The following is a 20451-nucleotide window of genomic DNA, read 5'->3' as shown; positions in this document are numbered from 1 at the left end:
AACCCTTAATGCCCGTAAGTACGTGGTTTGGTGTAGTAGTCGATCAGCGGTACGCACATATTGCCTAGTAAAACCGCAAAGGCGATACCGTCAGGGAAGCCACCCCAACTACGAATAATAAACACCATCGCTCCGATAAATGCACCGAACACCAGTCGACCTTTGACGGTTGTCGAAGCCGATACAGGGTCGGTTGCGATGAAAAACGCGCCAATCATGGTTGCGCCAGATAACAGGTGAACGATTGGTGATGCGGTTTCCCCAGGAGCCAGCAGCATAAACAGACCACTTACGACCGTTAGGCTGAGTAAGAAGCTAACCGGAATATGCCAACTGATCACGCGCAGTTTAATCAAAGCTAAACCGCCAATAAGGTAAGCGAGGTTGACCCATTCCCAACCGATTCCAGCCAGTGCGCTGAATTGTGGTTGTTGGAGAGCTTCACTCGCAGTTTTACCTGTGTGGAGAGCGGTTTTAAACGCATCCAGTGGCGTTGCCATGGTTACGCCATCAATACCGGTTCTGATTTGTTGCAGCGATAAACCGTCGAGATTGAAACCCGTGAACATCAGCGAAAGCGCGTCACCCATTGAAATCGGCGTGGTTTGCAGTTCACTTGGTGAAATCCAGCTGGTCATCTGTACCGGGAAGGAAATCAGCAATACCACGTATGCAACCATCGCAGGGTTAAACAGGTTTTGGCCGATGCCACCGTACAGGTGCTTCGCCACCACGATGGCGAACACCAAACCAATCGCTAAAATCCACCAAGGCGAAAGAGGTGGAATGGCAACCGCCAATAACCAAGCGGTCACTAAGGCGCTGTTGTCACGTAGTGCCGACATAGGATGACGTTTTCTCGCCACCATAACCAAAGCTTCAAGGCTTAGGGCTAAAACGATCGCGAATGCGAGCTGGAATAGCGTTCCCCAGCCAAAGAAATAGGTTTGAGCAGCTAAGCCAGGCAGCGCACACAGCGCCACCCACTTCATTAGATCAGGAGTGCTGCGACGACTGTGCGCGTGTGGTGAGCTGGCAATAAAGAAGGCCACTACTCTTTCTCCTCAGTACGTTTTTGTTGTTCTTTTTCCGCTTTGCGGGCTTTAGCGCGCGCGATAGCGGCGGCAACCGCGGCTTTCTTCGGATCCTCTTCTTGACTGGTTTCAGAAGTGGTCTCTGGTTCCGACTCTTGCTTGGCGGCTTCTTGCTCCGCTTTGCGGGCTTTAGCTCGTGCGATAGCCGCGGCAACCGCGGCTTTCTTCGGATCATCCTCTTGACTGGCTTCAGCCGAAGTTTCTGGTTCCGACTCTTGCTTGGCTACTTCTTGCTCCGCTTTGCGAGCTTTAGCACGAGCGATAGCAGCGGCAACCGCAGCTTTCTTCGGATCGTCTTCTTGACTAATTTCAGTCGAAGTCTCTGGTTCCGACTCTTGCTTAGCGGCTTCTTGTTCCGCTTTGCGGGCTTTAGCGCGCGCAATAGCAGCGGCTACCGCAGCTTTCTTCGGATCCTCTTCTTGACTGGTTTGAGTAGAACCCTCTGATTCCGACTCTTGCTTAAAGGCTTCTTGCTCCGCTTTACGGGCTTTAGCACGAGCGATAGCGGCAGCAACCGCAGCTTTCTTCGGATCCTCTTCTTGACTGGTTTCAGCAGTAGTCTCTAGTTCCGACTCCTGCTTGGCAGCATCTTGCTCCGCTTTGCGGGCTTTAGCTCGAGCGATAGCGGCAGCAACCGCAGCTTTTTTATCGCCTTGTTGCGCTGAAGAATCTTCAGAGTCTGCCGAGTCACTATTGTCAGCTTGTTGCTTCTTCGCTTTCGCTCTGGCGATCGCGGCGGCAACTGCGGCTTTTTTGTCTTCAGCCGGAGTTCCCTCAGAACCTGATTGTTGCTGCGCTTTACGAGCTTTAGCTCTCGCTACGGCGGCTGCGACAGCGTCTTTCTTATCATCAGACGTTGACTCGCTTGCTTGGGCTTTCTCTGCTTTACGTTCGCGAGCCTGACGTTTGCGTTCTTCACGCAATTTGGCCATTTCTGAGTTATCTGGTTCTTCTTGACCAGATTGCATTGCCGCGGCTTGCTTGGCTTTTGCTTTGGCAATAGCAGCGGCAACCGCTGGTTTCACCGCTGATGTTTCTTCTTGCGGAGCGGACTTTTGCGCTTTGACGCGTGCTATCGCGGCAGCAATGGCGTCGTCCCCGCCAGACTCTTTCATCTCTTTGTGGCGACTGTCAGCGGCTTTCTTAAAGCGGTTTTCTCGTTCCGCCTTATCGCGTTCCATACGCGCTTTTTTCTCTTCAAAGCGTAATCTAGCGCGTTCTGCTGCTTCGGCTTCTTCTTTACGCGTGCGAATTTCAGCTTTCGCCTGACGGTAGTACTGAACCAGTGGAATTTCGCTTGGGCAAACGTAAGCACAAGCACCACATTCAATGCAGTCTTTCAGGTTGAGCTCTTCACACTTTTCATACTCTTCGGCTTTGGCGTGCCATTGAAGTTGCTGTGGCAGTAGCGAAGCAGGGCAGGCTTCGGCGCATTGACCACAACGAATACATTCCATTTCGTAATGGCTTGGCGCAATCTCACGGCGCGTTGGCGCAAGAATACAGTTGGCAGTCTTGGTGATCGGCACGTTTGCGTGTGGCAAGGTAAAGCCCATCATAGGCCCACCCATGATTAATCGGGGTAATCGCTTGTCAGCCGAGTAGCCGAATTCGTCTAGCAGTGCTTGAACGGGTGTGCCGATCAGTGTCCAAACGTTGCGAGGCTGCTTAAAGGTGTTACCGGTGAGCGTTACAATGCGCTCGACCAAAGGCTCACCGTCACAAACCGCACGTTTTATCGCTTGTAGTGAGCCAACGTTTTGCACCAGTAAACCGATATCCGCCGGAATCGCGTTAGTCGGCACTTCTTTGTTGGTTAGGATTTTTATCAGCTGCTTTTCACCGCCTGACGGGTATTTGGTCGGGATCACACGGATGATGATATCTTTGCTTTCGGCAGCTTTTTGTAGCGCTTCGACTGCTTTCGGTTTGTTGTCTTCAATACCGATGATGGTCATTTTAGGCTTGAGGATGTGTTCAACGATCTCGATGCCTTTGATCACTTCGTCCGCGTACTCTTGCATCAGCATGTCGTCGGCGGTGATGTAAGGCTCACACTCCGCTGCGTTTACGATCAGAATTTCAGTACGCGCTAAACCCGCTTGGATTTTTTTCGCGGTTGGGAAACCAGCGCCACCCATACCAGAAACACCCGCTTGGCGGATAATTTCGATCAGCTCATCGGGAGTATGGCTAGTAAAGTCGCTGATTGGTTTACGTTCAATCCAACGTTCTTCACCATCGGGTTTAATCACGATGCACATTTCAGGCAAGCCTGAAGGGTGCGCGGTGGTACGAGATTCAATCGCTGTCACTACACCTGAAGTCGGTGCGTGAACAGGCAGCATAAAGCTGGTGTCGTATTTACTTAACGGCTGGCCTTTAAGTACTTGGTCGCCAACGTTGACGATAATCGCACCCGGTTTACCGATATGTTGTTTAACCGGCAAGACGATTTCACCGGGAATGCTCGCTCGTGCGATGGCAGTGGTTACGGATTGTTGTTTGTTTTCTGGCGGATGAACACCACCTGGGAAGTCCCAAAGCGCGCCAGTTTTAATTTGTTCGATTAATGACAACATACCAGTCCTTAATTCACGCCATTCTGCGACTTGGCAGAATCGGTAATATCAACAACAGGAATGGCGTCCAGTTGCCACTTCCAGTTCGCTGTAGTGGTTTCTACAGGAATCATTTCAATACAATCCGTTGGACACGGTGCGACACACAAGTCGCAGCCCGTACATTCGTCTTTGATGACGGTGTGCAGTGCTTTTGTCCCGCCGACTATGGCGTCAACCGGACAAGCTTGAATACATTTGGTACAACCGATACACATATCTTCGTGGATGAAGGCGACTTTTTTGACGTCATCCAGATCGTGCGCCGATTCGGTCGCTTCAACACCCATTAGGTCAGCAAGTTTCTCAATCGTCGCTTGACCGCCCGGAGGACATTTGTTGATGTCATCCCCGTTGGCGATGGCTTCTGCGTACGGACGACAGCCTGGGTAGCCACATTGACCACACTGGGTTTGCGGCAGAATGCTATCGATCTGATCGACAATTGGATCAGATTCAACTTTAAAGCGGATAGAGGCAAAGCCGAGTATCGCGCCAAAGATAGCCGCTAACGCCGCGATGGCGATAATTGCAATTAAAATCGTGCTCATTACAACTTCACCAATCCAGTAAAGCCCATAAAGGCCAAAGACATAAGACCTGCGGTAATCATTGCAATGGAAGCGCCTTTAAAAGGAGCAGGAACGTCGGCTGCGGCGATGCGTTCACGCATGGAGGCGAACAAGATAAGCACCAGTGAGAAGCCAAGTGCGGCACCAAAACCGTAGATGATTGACTCAATAAAGTTGTGGTTCTCATTGATGTTAAGCAGCGCTACACCCAATACCGCACAGTTAGTGGTAATGAGTGGCAAGAAGATGCCGAGCAGGCGGTAAAGTGTCGGGCTGGTTTTGTGGACCACCATTTCGGTGAACTGAACCACTACCGCGATAACAAGAATAAAGCTCATGGTACGCAGATACTGCAATTCCAGCGGTGCTAAGATATAGCTTTCCACCAGATACGAGCACACAGAAGCGAGGGTCAGCACAAATGTAGTTGCTAACCCCATACCGATAGCAGTCTCTAACTTTTTAGAGACCCCCATAAATGGACATAAGCCCAAAAACTTCACCAGTACAAAGTTGTTGACTAGAACAGTACCAACCAACAACAAAAGATATTCGGTCATAGTTATATAGTTAAGAAATTCCGATCCCGACATTATCGTGCTTTGCCCGGCCAATAACAACCAAGGAAAGCTAAGGTTTTATATTGTTGAGTAAAATTTATACGAAACAATGCCACTATGGTTGAGTTTACACCGCGTTTTGCTTGGTCAAATTACTACCAAAGAGTGAACCTCAATAACTAGAGTCTAGCGTCACAACGTTAGAGGCACAGAATTAAAGTTGTTGAGTTGCATCTTGATTGATTCGCGCAATTTCATATGTGCAGGGTTATGTATTTCACGTTTATGGTAGACGAGCTTGTAAGGGATTTCGTAAATCTCGACCGGGCATTCGAGTACTTGTAGGTCGAGGATCTTACTCCACTTGGTCGCGAACGACTGAGAAATAATCCCTATACAATCATGCTGCGCGACATTCATCGCCATTCCCGCCAGTGAACAGGTGACGATTTCGGTTTTACGCTCTTGCACCGCTTCTTTAGCCAATTGCTCAAATCCAGTCGCGTCTTGCCATCTTCCTGAAAATAAACAATGGGTTTCGTTGTAAAACTCTTGTTTAGTGATTGAGCCTTGAATTCGCGGGTGTTGGCCACGGCAAATCACCACAGCAGGCTCTTGATACGCTTCTTCGACAATAAATGCGGCGTCTTTGGTGATCACAGTATCGATAACCAAGTCCATTTTCTGTCGTCTAAGTTGCTCAAAGAGTTGATATTTGTCTGGTGGAGACTCGTGAAACACCGCACCATTCAGTGAGTCGAGTTTATGCAAGATGGCTTCTGAGCAATACACTTCAAACGCTTTTTCTTCGAAGACCGCGTTGTCGATAATGCTAATCGCTTGCTGAAACTGTGGGATCAGTTGATACGCAGTTGAAGTGAGCGCGATACCTCTGCCTTTTTTTACAAATAGCTGTTTATTCACCACTTGTTCTAGGCGTTTCACCGAAGCACTGACCGCGGGCTGAGTAAGCCCAAGATGCTCTGCTGCTTTAGTGTAAGACTGAAATTCTGCGACGACGAGAAAAGTCTGAATTAGATTTAAGTCCATCACGTTACTCATAAATTAAATTTATACATTAGCAAATTGTCACTATATTTATTCTGGTTTGTTCGTAGTTTATCTTAGCTGTTGAGGGAGCTTAAGGTGAACTTCCTATAATTTCAGTGAAATAACGGAGATGGTATGAAAAATGCGACCAAAGCAAAAGGCAAAAAGCTGGTGCTTAACGCCTGTACGCTCGCGTTAGGTGCGGCTTCTGCTACCGCATACGCGGCGGACAAACCCAATATCTTGGTGATATTTGGTGACGATGTGGGTTACTGGAACCTAAGTACGTATAACCAAGGTATGATGGCTTACAACACGCCAAACATCGACACGATTGCCCAAGAGGGCGCGAAGTTCACGAACTTCTACGCACAGCAAAGCTCAACCGCTGGCCGCTCTGCATTTATCACTGGTCAAATGCCTAAGCGTACTGGTTTGTCTAAAGTGGGTTTACCAGGTGCAGCTGAAGGTATTTCGAAAGAAGACCCTACCATCGCCACTATGCTAAAACAGCTGGGCTACGCAACAGGTCAATTTGGTAAAAACCACCTAGGTGACCGAGACGAACATCTTCCAACTAACCACGGTTTCGACGAATTTTTCGGCAACCTTTACCACCTGAATGCGGAAGAAGAACCAGAGAACGTGGATTACCCAACTGACCCTGAGTTCAAGAAGAAGTTTGGTCCACGTGGCGTTATCCATTCATACGCTGACGGTAAAATTGAAGACACCGGTCCTCTAACGCGTAAGCGCATGGAAAACGTTGACGGCGAGTTCCTCGACGCAGCGGAAAGCTTCATTGAAAAACAAGTCAAAGCAGATAAACCGTTCTTTACTTGGTTCAACACCACACGTATGCACAACTTTACTCACGTACCAGAAGAGTACAAGGGTAAAACTGGTGCGGGTTTCTATGCTGATGGCGTGAAACAACACGATGACCAAATTGGCCATCTACTTAACAAGATCAAAGAGTTGGGTGTCGATGACAACACTATCATCGTTTACACTACAGACAATGGCCCGATGATCAACTTGTGGCCAGATGCGGGTATGACACCGTTCCGTTCTGAGAAAAACACTGGTTGGGAAGGCGGTTTCCGTGTCCCTATGCTGATCAAGTGGCCTGGTAAAATCGAAGCGGGTAAAACGTTTAACGGTATGATGTCTCTAGAAGACTTCTTCCCAACGTTAGTTGCCGCAGCAGGTAATGATAAAGTCACTGACGAGTTGCTTAAGGGCAAAAAAGTTGGTGATATGAACTACAAAGTTCACTTAGACGGTTACAACCAACTGCCTTACCTAACAGGTAAAACCGATAAATCAGCGCGTAACGAGTTCGTCTACTGGAGTGATGACGGTGACCTACTCGCTTTACGTCAAGGCAAATACAAGTTCCATTTCTTGATTCAAGAAAATGAGACTGGCTTAGAGATTTGGCAAAAACCATTTACTAAGCTGCGTGTACCGAAGATCTTTGACTTAAGTATTGACCCGTTTGAACGAGGTGATACTGGTATGGGATACGATACTTGGATGTACGAGCGTTCATTCTTAATGATGCCAGCGATGGAAAAAGTGAAAGAGGTGATGGGAACGTTTAAAGAATACCCACCTCGTATGGAGCCGGGCACATTTGTTCCTAAGTAACGAATAATTACAAGTGGCGCTCTTAGGGGCGCCATAATTCAAAGAGAGAAATGCATGAGCAAAACTTCCCCACGTCATTCTACGGCTATGCCAATCGTCCCAATGAAAACCGCGTTTAAATCCGCGCAAGGAAACGAGCGTCGCTTCCACGTGATGGCCAAACCGGGCGGTGCAAAATGTAACATTGACTGCCAATATTGCTTTTATCTGCATAAAGAAAATCTGCTTCATCAACCAAAGCAACCGAAAATGGACGATGAAACCTTAGACGCTTTTATTAAGAGTTATATTGAGAGTCAAGACGGCGAACAAATCGTATTTTCTTGGCAGGGCGGAGAGCCAACACTGCTGGGATTAGATTACTTCCGCAAAGTGGTTGAGCTACAAAAGAAATACCAGCCAAAAGGCACACGCATCGAAAATGACTTGCAGACCAACGGCATTTTGCTCAATGACGAATGGTGTGAGTTCTTACATGCGAACAACTTCTTAGTCGGATTGTCGATTGATGGTCCGCAAGAGCTGCACGACAAATACCGCAAAACCCGTAGCGGTAAACCTACGTTCCATTTGGTAATGAAAGCGGTAGAAAAACTGCAGCAGCACCAAGTGCGATTCAACGCTTTGGTGACAGTAAACCGCCACAACGTGAAGCATCCATTGGAGATCTATCGATTCCTTACTCGCGAACTTGGCGTGACTTATATCCAGCTCGCACCTGTGGTCGAACCCAATGACTTCCACACGACCGCGCCGCAGTTCTGGAATGAGCAGATGATCCCAGAGATGGGCAGTGAGTTAGCGAAACCGGGGCACCCAATGTCAGTCGTTACCGATTGGTCGGTCGACCCTGATGATTGGGGTGAGTTCCTTAGTGTTATGTTTGTCGAATGGGTCAACAACGACTTGGGTCGAGTGCTAGTGAACCTATTCGAAACTGCTGTTGCTCAAGTGATGGGAAAACCTTCTCAACTCTGTATTACCGCAGAGTTCTGTGGCAAAGGTTTAGCGATTGAACATAACGGCGATGTGTACAGCTGTGACCATTATGTATATCCCGAATACAAGTTGTCGAACATTCACGACCATACGCTGAATGAGATGGCGTTTTCCACTCGTCAGTTTACTTTTGGTATGGCAAAGCGCGACTCGCTACCGGAATACTGCAAGCAGTGTCCCTACCTAAAATACTGCTGGGGCGAATGCCCTAAAAATCGCTTAATCAAAACCCCCGACGGTGAACAAGGGCTTAACTACCTTTGTTCGGGTATCCGTCGCTTCTTCGATGACACCTTGCCGATGCTGGTGGGCTTATCGCAGATCTTGCAGCAACAAAATACTAAGTAAGGGTGGCGATGAATAACGCACAACAAGCGATCAAGCAATTGATCGAACAAACAGAACAGAGTGTCATTGGTCAAAGTCATGTGGTCCGTGCTTTGGTTATTGGTTTGCTGACTAATGGACACGTGCTACTTGAGGGGTTACCGGGAACGGCGAAAACGCGCTCGGTAAAATCGCTGGCGAATTTGCTCAAGACGAGCTTTGGACGTATCCAGTTTACTCCTGACTTATTACCGTCAGACGTCACTGGCACCGAGGTCTATCAAGAAGTCGCGGGTAAGCCACAACTGCATTTCCAACCGGGACCGATTTTTAACAGCATTGTCCTTGCCGATGAAGTCAACCGTGCGCCCGCTAAAGTGCAGGCAGCCTTGCTTGAAGCGATGGCCGAAGGGACAATTACCGTGGGTGATCAAACGCACCAGCTCCCTGATCTGTTTATGGTACTAGCGACACAAAACCCAATTGAGCAAGAAGGAACCTATCCGTTGCCTGAAGCGCAGATGGACCGCTTTATCATGAAGGTCACCGTCGATTATCCAGAAGACCAAGCCGAGCGAGACATTATCCGCTTGGTTCGCAGTGAAGAGCTTGGCGCCAAAGCGTCAAGAACGGCAAATCCGGCAGAGCACATTTCTCCCGAGCTGATTCTTGAAGCGCGCCAACAGTTGCCGCATATTGCGGTCTCTGAGTTGGTTGAGAACTACATCGTCGCGTTGGTGATGGCGACCCGCAAACCGCAGCGTTACCCAGACTCTCAACTCGACAAGTGGATTGAAGTTGGGTCAAGTCCGCGTGCGTCTATTGCGCTTGATAAATGTGCTCGTGCTTATGCTTGGCTTCAAGGTCGCGACCATGTCCTGCCTGATGACGTTCGCGCTATGGTGCCTGCCGTCATGGGGCATCGTTTTTCACTGAGTTACGATGCGCTGGCAGACGGCGTTGATCATCAACGCGTGATTGAAGAGCTGTTAGATTACGTCGAAATCGGCTAAGCGCGGAGGTAGAAATGGCCAAGCCGACTCTTGCCCCTCAGTCCCAAGGACTCGATCCACGTTTGTATTGCGATTACGCCCGTTTGGTTCGCCTGCAAGCTCAGGCCGAATCATTCAGCCTTTTGCCACACCTCAAAGCTGGCAGTGTTCTATCTGGACGTCATAACTCTCTGTTTCGTGGCCGTGGCTTGAATTTTGAAGAGTTACGTCATTACCAGCTCGGTGATGATATTCGTAACCTCGATTGGAAAGTGACGATGCGCACTGGCAAACCACACGTGAGAAGTTACACCGAAGAGAAAGACCGTAACGTCATTATTTGTGTTGATCAGCGTAGTGCGATGTTTTTCTCCTCGATTGAAGTGATGAAATCGGTGGTGGCAGCGGAAATCGCTGCCATGTGTGGATGGCGAGTATTGAAAGACGGTGACCGTGTTGGGTTGGTGATTGCCGCGCATCAACGCGTTTTTCATAGCAAAGCACAGCGCTCGCAAAATGAATTCTTAGCCCAACTAAAGCGCCTTGCTCAGTCCAACCAAGCCTTGAATGTTGATGCGTACAACAGTGAACTCGTCAGCTTTTCGCGCTGGTTGGAACAAGTGAAAAGAATGAAGCTCAAACAGTCGACGATTATCTTCATCAGTGACTGGCATGACTGTGAGGAGCACCATCTTGACCATCTGAAACAACTTCAGCAACACAACGATGTGCTGGCAGTGATGGTCAGTGACCCGTTTGAACAGTCGTTACCGGAAGACTTAGCTAGTCTGAAGTGGGTTGTGGGAGATGGGCGCTATCAACTCAACTTGGACAGTAAAGCCAAAGTCGAAACCGCCAGCTCGCATCTGGCCGAACGAATGGCGCAGCAAAGGCAGTCTCTGACTCAGCTTATGTCGATCAAAAAGCTACCCCACATCGAGCTGGATACGTCCGGCGAGCATATCGCTAAGTTTCAACAGTTGGTGGGAGGTCGATAATGGCGACTGTCCATACCCCGCCAAGTACCTATATTTTACGCGACTTGCACGATGTTGCAGTACCTGAAAGTGTCAGTTGGTGGCCTCAAACCATTGGCTGGAAGCTACTTGCTTTAGCGATATTGCTTGCACTTGTGTATTGGACCTACAAAGCACTGTGTCGTTGGTGGAACAATCGCTACCGCAGTGAGGCATTAACTGCGCTGAATGAACTCAATCCTCAAGATAACGACACAGGTAAAAGACTGTTTTCTATTTTGAAAGTCGTACTGGTTTATCTCAATAGTGGTAACGCCCGCCTGTTCGATGCTGCCTTCTTAGGCAAACTCGATGAGCTCAGCCTAGGGCAACCCACTTTTAACGATCAAACTGCAAAGCAGTGGCAGCAAAGTTTGGTCAATCCGAACATTGAACTTAGTTCTGAACAAAATGCAGAACTGATCAAACGAGCGCAAGTTTGGCTTAAACAACATCGCCTAAGCGTGAAAACTCAGGAGGGTAGAGTATGAATCCGTTGCTCTCGCTGAATAGCCTAGAGTTCGCGCATCCATTATGGTTTTTGCTGCTACCACTGCCGCTACTTATCTCTTATCTTGTGCCCGCTTATCGCACCAAACAAATGGCGATCAAAGTGCCATTCTTTCAATTGCTGGTGGATGCGATTGGAGAAACGCCGTCGGAAGGTGCGAGTCAACTAGCGCCCAAATGGTGGCAACGTGCGACACTGATTATTTCTTGGTTGTGCGTCGTGACGGCATTGGCGCAGCCAAACGTGCTGGGTCAACCACAAGTGCGTGAGCAACTCGGGCGTGATGTCATGGTCGTAGTGGATTTGTCCGGTTCGATGGCAGAAGTTGATTTTGACTCCAAGTCAGGCAGTAAAATTTCTCGTCTTGACGCCGCCAAAGAAGTACTTGGTGAGTTTGTAACCACAAGAAAAGGTGACCGATTGGGTTTGATCTTGTTTGGTGACGCGGCATTTGTACAAACACCGTTTACCGCTGACCAACAAGTTTGGCTTGAGTTACTCGAGCAAACCGAGGTCGCGATGGCAGGGCAAAGCACCCACCTTGGCGATGCGATTGGTTTGGCGATCAAAGTGTTTGAACAGAGCGCGAAATCCAATCCTCAGCAAGACAAGCCAAAAGAGAAAGTGGTGATTGTGCTGACCGATGGTAACGATACTGGCAGTTTTGTCGAACCGATTGACGCGGCAAAAGTTGCCAAAGCGAAAGGCGTGCGCGTGCATGTTATCGCGATGGGAGACCCGCGAACTATTGGTGAATCCGCGCTAGATATGGAGACGATCGAACGTATCGCCAGTGAATCAGGAGGTAAAGCATTTCAAGCGCTTAACCGTGATGAGTTAGCGCTCGCTTACCAAGAGATTGGTGAACTTGAACCTCAGCTCTACGAAAGTACCACTTATCGACCAAAACAAACTCAGCACCATTATTTGTTGGCGATCGTGGTTGTGATGCATTTGTTGGCATTCAGTTTAGCAACGCTGCAACGAAGACGATTAGCAAACTCTAGCTCAGGCTCTCAACAGGGAGAAAAGCATGTTTGATTCTCTGACTGTTGAGCAGTTTTTCAGCCAGTTTCACTTTCTCAGACCTTGGTGGTTACTGGCGTTTGTGCCGATGGTGTTACTACTTTGGTTACGCTCATTAGAAGACTCCAGACCAAGCTGGAAAGATGTGTTACCCGAACACCTGCGAAGTGCGCTGACCATCGGCGAAAAAGGCTGGCGAAAACAGTTGCCGCTTAAGTTACTGCTGGTCAACGTGACGTTGGCGATTATCATTTGCGCTGGACCAACTTGGCAGCGAGAAGCCTCACCATTTGGGGAAGATAAAGCGTCGATGCTGGTGGTGCTAGACAACAGTGATTCTATGCTGCAAAAAGATTTGCCGCCAAGTCGTCTAGAGCGTGCCAAACAAAAGGTGCGAGATTTACTCGCAGCGCGAGAAGGCGGTCGGACTGGACTAGTTGTTTACGCTGGTAGCGCACATGTTGCTATGCCAGTGACTCAAGATGCAAAAGTGTTTGACCCTTTTCTTGCGGCTATTTCGCCAGACATCATGCCTGTTGATGGCAAAGATGCCTCGCAAGCTTTAGTGCTTATCGACCAACAGCTAAACAACGAACTGGGCTCGAGCGTATTACTGGTCAGTGATGGTGTGACGCCCAATACGATTGATAGTTTTGCCGCGTTTTTTTCAGCCAAGCCTTATCAGTTGCTGATTCTCGCTGCGGGAAACCCTGATCGAGTCAGTGATAACCCGATGGACTTAGACTCATTGCGTGCGCTAGCTCGTGCCACTGGTGGGCGCTTGGTTGAGGTGAGCGTCGACGGCAGTGATATCGAAACGCTGAACCGCTTGGTGGAGCGTAACATGCAACTCAACGGTGAATCGTCGATGCCTTGGAAGGATATGGGTTATGTACTGCTTTATCCTATTGCGCTGATCATGATGCTTTGGTTCCGTAAAGGTTGGTTGGTGCAGTGGTGTTTACTTGCGATGGTGTCTGGTTCTTTGTTGTTGCCTAAACCGGCAATGGCTCAACCAGTGCAGAGTAAAGCTGAGCAAGTTGAAGTGATTCAAAAAGTCACCTTGTGGGATAAGCTCGCGCAAAGTTGGTGGGACTTGTGGTTAACACCGGATCAGCAAGGTCAACGTTTAATGAACGATAAACAATACCTAGAAGCGGCGAAACATTTTAAAGACCCGCTACGTAAAGGTACGGCTTACTATTATGCTGGGGAATATAAGCTGGCGCATAGCGCGTTTTTACAGCTAAGGCATGCAGCGACACAAGACGAGCGAGACTTAGGTTTGTACAACGCCGCCAGCGCACTGGCTCGGCAGCGAGAGTACGTTGCTGCCAGAGAACTCCTGCAAACACTCGCCGCGCAAACTACGTTGCATGAACAATTACGACCAGACGTTGAACACAATCTCGCCGTGATTACCGCTTTGGTGGACGAGATTAACCAGATGAGTGAAAGTCAGGGCAAATCGGCAGAAGGGCAGCAAGAGATTTCCGTAGAGCTGGGCGAGGATCAACCAAAAACTGGCGACGGTTATCAAGAACAGACTTCTGAAGAATTGATGACCAAAGAGTCGATAAGTGCTGAAGAGTTGCTGAATGATCAAGCGGTGGCGGATAAATGGCTCAAACGAGTTGAAGCCGACCCGAAATATTTCCTACGTGCCAAGTTCCAAATCCAGCTCCACAATCCAGTCGATGCTTCTAGCGGTGCCAACGAACGAGGTGAGGAGTAACTATGTTGATTCAAAGGAAGTTGATTCAAAACCATTACTCGTTACATCAATCTAACCAACTGATTACTATTGGTTTTTTAGTGGCACTGGTCTTGTTGATGCCGTTCAATGGCTTTGCAGCAGAGTTGGATATTGACCAATTGCAGCGCAACCATGATGTTGAAATCACGGCTTGGATCGGCCAGCAAGAGGACAGTGGTGCAGCGCACGTGAGCGTAAACCAACAAGTGATTTTGAACATCGAAGTCGCGACGCCTCGTTGGTTTACGGGTGGCACCCGTATCGGTGCGATTGATGTAGCGAACTTAATTGCCAAGCAGCGTAACCAGTTAGCCACTAACTTTACCGATCGCAAACGCGACCAGACTTGGTCTCGTCAGCGTTGGGAAGTGACGCTTTACCCACAAGCTTCGGGGAGTTTTGTGATTCCACCTGTTCCGGTTTGGGTAAAAGTTTCTGCGCCCGATGGTTCTAATGTTGCGGGTACTTTATACACGCCTCCACTGCAATTTGACGCTGCTCTGCCAACTGGCTTGATTAGTGATCAAACTCCGTGGTTTGTTGCTTCAAATGTAGAAGTAGAGCAGCAGTGGCAGACTTCGCAGGAACAACTGAAAGTCGGTGATACGATTACACGAACCGTAACAGTGAGTGCGCAAGATAGCTTGTCGGTATTGTTGCCAAACCTGCTCTCAGGTCAGTCTACCCAGCAATACCACGCTTATACGCAACCACATCAGTTGTCGGATACGCAAACGCGTGGCGATTATCAATCGACCCGAACCGAACAGAGTGTGTATGTGATTCAACAAGGCGGAGATGTTACGTTCCCGGATATTGAGTTCCAATGGTGGAACAGCAAGCGCAATCAGCTTGAAACCGTTGTGGTGCATGGACAACGCTTCCACGCGAAACACACGCTCGCGTCATTTCTCAAAGCCTATTCTTCGTGGTTGATGGCCGCTGGCATCGTGTTCGCCCTTATGGCTGCAGCAACGATTGCCATTAAGCGTTACTACCGAAAACGGCCAGCTCCAGCTTGGTTAACTTTCAATCGTCTTGTTAAAGCCAAGCGTTGGAGCGAGGTACGTACGTTGTTGTATCGACAAACACGTACCCATACTTCGCAGTTAGAAATGACCAAAGTAGATAACAGTCAACAATGGCAAAAAGAGAGTACCCGTATCCAACAGGGTGAAGAGAATATTAGATTAGTGAAGTCATTGTGGCGTAAAATCAGGAATAAAAAGTCATCTAAGTTTGTTATCGGTATTAAACCAGCGTTACTCGAATTAACGGGAAAACGTCGTTGATATTAACTTTATTTGATTAACGTATTGCCTTATTAAACAACTATTCTCCAGCTTATTCAGGCTAAATTAGTAGATATAAACCGCGCCAGAGCTGGATGCAGAGTTATCGCTTTGATCACCATTAATACCTGTTGCGCTGCTGCTTTCTCTCTCTGTACTTATCGCAAATCTACTACCGTTAGACGACAATGAAACAGAAAGCCCAAATCTATCAAGAGATTCTGTATTAGAAGGTTTAATATAGAACTCTTGCTTCCATAGAGAACCATCAAAGCGAAACAAATAGGCAGCTCCTGAGGAGCCTGCTGAATTGTCGGTCTGTTCTCCATTCACACCAATTGAGTTGCTTCCTTCACTAAAAGCACCAACTAAAAGTGAGTTGCCTTCTGGAGATAGCGCAACAGAATTACCGAAATAATCGAATGACTCGGCATTTGATGCAGTAAGGTAGGCTTGCTCTGACCAATCACTGCCATCAAATTGATACACATAGGCAGCACCATTACGACTATTTTGACCATACCCACCTACACCTAACAAATTTCCATTTGAAGAAAGTGAAACAGATGCCCCAAAATATCCTGAGCTACTGGTGTCTGAAGCCTTTATATAGGCCTGTTGTATCCAATTACTCCCATCGAAGCGGAATAAATAAACCGCTCCTGAAGAGAACGAATCATTATTGAATTGATCACCATTCACGCCAGTCGCAGCGCTGTCTTCATCCTTTGCCCCTACTGCTAAGGTGTTGCCGTTATGAGAAAGTGATAGGCTGCTACCAAAGCGATCGCTGCTCTCTGTATTTGAGGCTTTGATATAAGCTTCTTGTATCCAGTTACTGCCATTGTAGCGGAATAAATAAACCGCCCCCGCATCAGAGTAAAGGTCGTTGTCTACTGGAGAAAGGGCGTAGGTGCCATTCAGGTCACTGCTTTCCCCGTCAGCTCCGACTGCTAGAGTACTCCCGTCTGGTGAGAGTGCGACTGCAATACCAAAATGGTCGCCATCACCCGGGTTAGAGGCTTTAACGTAAGTTTGATGATTCCAGTCCGTACCATCAAAGGTAAAAATGTAAGCAGCACCAGCATTAGGAATAGAGTTGTCTGTTGGGTCTCCGTTGATTCCAGGCACACCGCCTTCTTCACCTTGTGCGCCTACCACGAGAGTGTTGCCATCGGAAGATAACGAAACTGAGCTACCAAAAGTATCAGAAGCTTCGGCATTTGGTGCTTTAATATAGGCCTGTTGTGACCATTGGTTGCTCTTGTACCGGAATAAATAAACGGCCCCAGAAGTTGTAGCGTCATCATTGGCTTGATCACCGTTGAGTGACGTTGAATTGCTGTCTTCCCTATCTGCACCTACAGCAAGTGTGTTCCCATCAGCAGATAGCGAAATAGAATTCCCAAAGTTGTCGCTGCTATTAGTATTTGACGCTTTAACGTAAGTAATCAGATTAGCTAGCTCAGATGACTCGATTGATCGTTTATTGGATAAGGTGACTAACTCTTCGTTTTTAGCCAAAATAAAATACTCAGATACGGCTGTTTCTAAAATACTACCAATGTTGACCGTTCCTGTTGTACCAGAGGTAACAGTAAGTAATTCTTCACATTCGTTATTCTGTGAATCATTTTTTTTGCAGATAATGTACTCACTGGCACCGCTTGAATCATCCCAGTCAAATGTGGCGATGCCGCTATCGCTTACTTCAATTGATAACAAGTTAAAAGGTTGAGGTGATGAGCTTGCTGAAGATATTTCCTTTGCAGATAAATCGCGTGCGTCTCCACACCCATAGAGTGTTAGGGTGGGCGATAGCAGTAGAATGGCTCTTAGTGTTGCAGAAAGTGTAAACATCATCATGACTTCCTATTAGTTTGGCAGTGCGATGAAATTCTCAGAGCGTCTTGATAGTTATTTAGGGGGAAAGTGCGGAATAATAACGATGAGCTCACGCACAAGCTGTAGTTTTCAAAGCGTATTTACTTTACCTAATCGTGAACACTGACTTTAATTAATTGATTCATAAATAATCATAGAACTAGCACTGTATGTGTCTACTGGTTCATAAGTGTTAGATTGCATTTATGCGAGCTGACCAAGGTTTTTAATCGATTTTGTGTGAACAAAAGTGTTTGGCTCTTCGGGGCAGGGGAGTTTGTTTGGGGGCATTCGTGTCGCCAGCAGATCTGCTTAATGAAGCCTTGGTCTTTATGTTGGTAGGTAAAAACAAAAAAGCCGTATCTTTCGATACGGCTTTTTCTGAATTTGGCTCCCCCTGCGGGACTCGAACCTGCGACATACGGATTAACAGTCCGCCGTTCTACCAACTGAACTAAGGGGGAATTGCGTTTAAGCGAGGCGAATATTAGCGATGGTGCCAAAAAGTGTCAATACTTATGTCGATGAAAAAAAGCATTTTTTTAAAGATAAATTACTTTACTTTTTTGTATCCCTTACCGGATATAGTCTGTACATAGTTATCCACTAAAATTGTGGATAAGTGTGTTAATTAAACTTGAGCAATTACATTTAGCGCGAATTTTAGATTGTTTACACTAAATTCTATCAATAGATAACGCTTTATAAGTAGCTGTATAGTGGTGAGTTTTGTACAAAATTGTTGTTAATATAATCGTGATGATTTCAGGATGGAAAGTTTGATAAGTCTGAAAAATACGGGATTTTGTGTATAAGCTGTTAGCTAAAAAGATGAGATTTTCAGAGTAGATCTCTAGTAGGGCGAAAGATAATATCAGGATTGATTTTGAGGATCTAGCTATAGTTGAGCAATTTTCGCAAAACAGGCGTTTATTTTTTCCTTAGCTATTGTGTATGTATATATATACAGTCACAATATCAAAAACGAATTTCACTAAGATTGAGGCTGTGCATGAACAAAGTGTATGACTTAGTATCAGATTACCAACCGTCTGGTGACCAGCCAACCGCGATTAATCAGCTTCTAGATGGCTTAGATTCAGGTTTGGCTCATCAAACATTACTTGGTGTGACAGGTTCGGGTAAAACCTTTACCCTCGCCAACGTGATTGCTAAAGCGCAACGTCCGGCAATCTTATTAGCACCAAATAAAACTCTGGCAGCGCAGCTTTATGGAGAGATGAAGTCGTTTTTCCCTAACAATGCGGTTGAGTATTTCGTCTCTTACTATGACTATTATCAGCCAGAAGCCTACGTTCCTACCACAGACACTTTTATTGAGAAAGACGCGTCGGTTAACGCTCATATCGAGCAGATGCGTTTATCGGCAACCAAAGCGCTGCTAGAGCGAAAAGATGCGATCATCGTGGCGTCGGTGTCTGCGATTTATGGTCTGGGTGATCCACAAGCGTATTTGCAAATGATGCTGCATATCCGTCGTGGTGACGTGATGGATCAGCGCGATATTTTACGTCGTCTTGCTGAGCTGCAATATAGCCGAAATGAAGTTGCGTTTGAACGCGGTCAGTTTCGTGTTCGTGGTGAAGTCATTGATATCTTCCCAGCAGAATCCGATCAAGATGCCGTACGTATTGAAATGTTCGACGATGAAATTGACTGCATCAGTGTATTTGACCCGTTGACCGGTGCGGTTAAACAGCGTGATTTGCCTCGTTATACCATTTACCCGAAAACGCACTATGTTACTCCGCGTGAGCGCATTCTTGATGCAATTGAACACATTAAGGCTGAGCTAGAAGTACGCAAAACTTATTTGCTCGAAAACAACAAACTGTTAGAAGAGCAACGCATCAGCCAGCGTACACAATTCGATATCGAGATGATGAACGAACTCGGTTTCTGTTCAGGGATCGAAAACTACTCGCGCTACCTCAGTGGTCGAAACGAGGGGGAGCCGCCACCGACGTTATTTGACTACTTGCCACACGACGGTTTGCTGATCATTGATGAGTCACACGTGACCGTTCCGCAAATTGGTGCGATGTATAAAGGTGACCGCTCGAGAAAAGAAACCTTGGTCGAGTTCGGTTTCCGTCTCCCTTCAGCGCTGGATAACCGTCCACTGAAATTTGAAGAATTTGAATCGCTGGCGCCACAAACCATCTTCGTTTCGGCGACACCGGGTAATTACGAACTGGAAAAATCGGCTGACCAAATTGCCGATCAGGTGGTGCGTCCGACGGGTCTGCTTGATCCAGAATTAGAAGTACGTCCAGTCGCGACTCAGGTTGATGACTTACTCTCCGAAATTCGCATCCGCGCGGCGAAAGACGAACGTGTCTTGGTGACGACCTTGACCAAACGAATGGCTGAGGATCTCACTGATTATCTAACAGAACACGATGTCAAAGTGCGTTATTTACACTCAGACATTGATACTGTTGAGCGTGTCGAAATCATTCGCGACTTACGTTTAGGTGAATTTGACGTATTGGTTGGGATCAACTTACTTCGAGAAGGTTTGGATATGCCAGAAGTGTCGCTGGTGGCGATTCTGGATGCGGACAAAGAAGGTTTCCTACGTTCGGAGCGTTCATTGATTCAGACAATCGGTCGTGCGGCGCGAAATGTTGAGGGTAAAGCGATTCTCTACGCAGATTCGATTACTAAATCGATGAAGAAAGCGATGGATGAAACCAACCGCCGACGTGAGAAGCAACAAGCCTACAACGAGGAGATGGGGATTGAGCCTCAAGCGCTGAAACGTAACGTCAAAGACATTATGGAACTCGGTGACATTACTAAAGCGAAGAGACAGCGTGGTAATAAGCAAGTGCCATTGTCTAAAGTGGCTGAACCTTCGCAAAGTTATGAAGTGATGACACCTCAGCAGCTCGAAAAAGAAATCAGTAAACTTGAAACTCAGATGTACCAACACGCTCAAGACCTTGAGTTTGAATTGGCGGCAGAAAAACGCGATGAGATTGATAAGTTGCGCCAGCAGTTTATTGTAAATAGCTGATCGTTAAGCTGAATTTTAGGCAAAAAAATAGCCAATAGAAATTTATCTATTGGCT

The 20451-nt window shown here is 47.3% G+C and carries 15 protein-coding genes and 1 tRNA gene; 9 read left to right on the top strand and 7 right to left on the bottom strand.

The window, feature by feature from the left end:
* Positions 1-5: 5 nt before the first annotated feature.
* The 5 genes from rsxD to AKJ31_RS06530 form a co-directional block, all read right to left on the bottom strand.
* Positions 6-1052 carry an electron transport complex subunit RsxD gene (rsxD, locus tag AKJ31_RS06550; RefSeq protein ID WP_053408299.1) on the bottom strand — a complete coding sequence of 349 codons (1047 nt, stop codon included), beginning with the start codon at positions 1050-1052 and terminating at the stop codon, positions 6-8.
* Complete coding sequence (gene rsxC / locus AKJ31_RS06545) at positions 1052-3676, bottom strand: electron transport complex subunit RsxC (RefSeq protein WP_053408298.1); 2625 nt, start codon at positions 3674-3676, stop codon at positions 1052-1054. The genes rsxD and rsxC overlap by 1 nt, the downstream gene beginning before the upstream one ends.
* An 8-nt stretch (positions 3677-3684) precedes the next feature.
* Complete coding sequence (rsxB, locus tag AKJ31_RS06540; protein WP_053408297.1) at positions 3685-4266, bottom strand: electron transport complex subunit RsxB; 582 nt, start codon at positions 4264-4266, stop codon at positions 3685-3687.
* A complete protein-coding gene (gene rsxA / locus AKJ31_RS06535) occupies positions 4266-4847 on the bottom strand; it encodes an electron transport complex subunit RsxA (protein ID WP_053408296.1) in 582 nt (193 codons plus the stop codon). The genes rsxB and rsxA overlap by 1 nt, the downstream gene beginning before the upstream one ends.
* Before the next feature lie 192 nt (positions 4848-5039).
* Positions 5040-5897 (bottom strand): LysR family transcriptional regulator, encoded by an 858-nt coding sequence (locus AKJ31_RS06530; RefSeq protein WP_245639029.1) that lies wholly within the window; start codon positions 5895-5897, stop codon positions 5040-5042.
* A 135-nt stretch (positions 5898-6032) separates the two neighbouring features.
* Here AKJ31_RS06530 and AKJ31_RS06525 point away from each other — a divergent pair, with 135 nt between their 5' ends.
* Genes AKJ31_RS06525 through AKJ31_RS06490 form a run of 8 tightly spaced genes read left to right on the top strand, consistent with a single transcriptional unit; the run spans position 6033 to position 15469 of the window.
* Complete coding sequence (locus tag AKJ31_RS06525; RefSeq protein WP_053408294.1) at positions 6033-7550, top strand: arylsulfatase; 1518 nt, start codon at positions 6033-6035, stop codon at positions 7548-7550.
* Positions 7551-7604: 54 nt separating this feature from the next.
* Positions 7605-8897 (top strand): anaerobic sulfatase maturase, encoded by a 1293-nt coding sequence (locus AKJ31_RS06520; protein ID WP_053408293.1) that lies wholly within the window; start codon positions 7605-7607, stop codon positions 8895-8897.
* A gap of 8 nt (positions 8898-8905) precedes the next feature.
* Positions 8906-9889, top strand: coding sequence for an AAA family ATPase (locus AKJ31_RS06515; protein ID WP_053408292.1), 984 nt, complete (start codon positions 8906-8908; stop codon positions 9887-9889).
* A 14-nt stretch (positions 9890-9903) separates the two neighbouring features.
* Entirely contained in the window at positions 9904-10866 is a 963-nt protein-coding gene (locus AKJ31_RS06510) for a DUF58 domain-containing protein (protein WP_053408291.1), read from the top strand.
* Positions 10866-11375: a DUF4381 domain-containing protein gene (locus AKJ31_RS06505; protein ID WP_053408290.1), complete on the top strand. Its 510-nt coding sequence runs from the start codon at positions 10866-10868 to the stop codon at positions 11373-11375. Before AKJ31_RS06510 ends, AKJ31_RS06505 begins: the two co-directional genes overlap by 1 nt.
* The gene (locus AKJ31_RS06500) at positions 11372-12436 is read left to right on the top strand and encodes a vWA domain-containing protein (RefSeq protein WP_053408289.1); all 1065 of its coding nucleotides are present in this window, start codon (positions 11372-11374) and stop codon (positions 12434-12436) included. Before AKJ31_RS06505 ends, AKJ31_RS06500 begins: the two co-directional genes overlap by 4 nt.
* Positions 12429-14156 carry a vWA domain-containing protein gene (locus tag AKJ31_RS06495; protein WP_053408288.1) on the top strand — a complete coding sequence of 576 codons (1728 nt, stop codon included), beginning with the start codon at positions 12429-12431 and terminating at the stop codon, positions 14154-14156. The genes AKJ31_RS06500 and AKJ31_RS06495 overlap by 8 nt, the downstream gene beginning before the upstream one ends.
* Before the next feature lie 2 nt (positions 14157-14158).
* A complete protein-coding gene (locus AKJ31_RS06490) occupies positions 14159-15469 on the top strand; it encodes a BatD family protein (RefSeq protein ID WP_083439964.1) in 1311 nt (436 codons plus the stop codon).
* Between the two features lie 66 nt (positions 15470-15535).
* Here AKJ31_RS06490 and AKJ31_RS06485 read toward each other — a convergent pair whose 3' ends face one another.
* Together AKJ31_RS06485 and AKJ31_RS06480 are read right to left on the bottom strand one after the other, a co-directional pair.
* On the bottom strand, positions 15536-17335 hold the full coding sequence (locus AKJ31_RS06485) for an FG-GAP repeat protein (protein ID WP_083439963.1): 1800 nt from the start codon (positions 17333-17335) through the stop codon (positions 15536-15538).
* 406 nt (positions 17336-17741) lie between these two features.
* A tRNA-Asn gene (locus AKJ31_RS06480) sits at positions 17742-17817 on the bottom strand.
* Positions 17818-18365: 548 nt separating this feature from the next.
* Between AKJ31_RS06480 and uvrB the strand changes: the two genes are divergently transcribed.
* Positions 18366-20396 (top strand): excinuclease ABC subunit UvrB, encoded by a 2031-nt coding sequence (uvrB, locus tag AKJ31_RS06475; RefSeq protein WP_053408286.1) that lies wholly within the window; start codon positions 18366-18368, stop codon positions 20394-20396.
* The last annotated feature ends 55 nt before the right edge of the window (positions 20397-20451 follow it).

This window comes from Vibrio hepatarius, assembly GCF_001274785.1.
Taxonomy (GTDB): domain Bacteria; phylum Pseudomonadota; class Gammaproteobacteria; order Enterobacterales; family Vibrionaceae; genus Vibrio; species Vibrio hepatarius.
The sequence above is the reverse complement of the archived record's forward strand: the minus strand, read 5'-3'. Positions and strand labels throughout refer to the sequence as shown.

Coding starts and splice junctions, on each gene's coding strand:
- rsxC (WP_053408298.1), bottom strand. CDS start 3,676: ATGTTGTCATTAATCGAACAAATTAAAACTGGCGCGCTTTGGGACTTC.
- rsxB (WP_053408297.1), bottom strand. CDS start 4,266: ATGAGCACGATTTTAATTGCAATTATCGCCATCGCGGCGTTAGCGGCT.
- rsxA (WP_053408296.1), bottom strand. CDS start 4,847: ATGACCGAATATCTTTTGTTGTTGGTTGGTACTGTTCTAGTCAACAAC.
- AKJ31_RS06530 (WP_245639029.1), bottom strand. CDS start 5,897: ATGGACTTAAATCTAATTCAGACTTTTCTCGTCGTCGCAGAATTTCAG.
- AKJ31_RS06525 (WP_053408294.1), top strand. CDS start 6,033: ATGAAAAATGCGACCAAAGCAAAAGGCAAAAAGCTGGTGCTTAACGCC.
- AKJ31_RS06520 (WP_053408293.1), top strand. CDS start 7,605: ATGAGCAAAACTTCCCCACGTCATTCTACGGCTATGCCAATCGTCCCA.
- AKJ31_RS06515 (WP_053408292.1), top strand. CDS start 8,906: ATGAATAACGCACAACAAGCGATCAAGCAATTGATCGAACAAACAGAA.
- AKJ31_RS06510 (WP_053408291.1), top strand. CDS start 9,904: ATGGCCAAGCCGACTCTTGCCCCTCAGTCCCAAGGACTCGATCCACGT.
- AKJ31_RS06505 (WP_053408290.1), top strand. CDS start 10,866: ATGGCGACTGTCCATACCCCGCCAAGTACCTATATTTTACGCGACTTG.
- AKJ31_RS06500 (WP_053408289.1), top strand. CDS start 11,372: ATGAATCCGTTGCTCTCGCTGAATAGCCTAGAGTTCGCGCATCCATTA.
- AKJ31_RS06495 (WP_053408288.1), top strand. CDS start 12,429: ATGTTTGATTCTCTGACTGTTGAGCAGTTTTTCAGCCAGTTTCACTTT.
- AKJ31_RS06490 (WP_083439964.1), top strand. CDS start 14,159: ATGTTGATTCAAAGGAAGTTGATTCAAAACCATTACTCGTTACATCAA.
- AKJ31_RS06485 (WP_083439963.1), bottom strand. CDS start 17,335: ATGATGATGTTTACACTTTCTGCAACACTAAGAGCCATTCTACTGCTA.
- uvrB (WP_053408286.1), top strand. CDS start 18,366: ATGAACAAAGTGTATGACTTAGTATCAGATTACCAACCGTCTGGTGAC.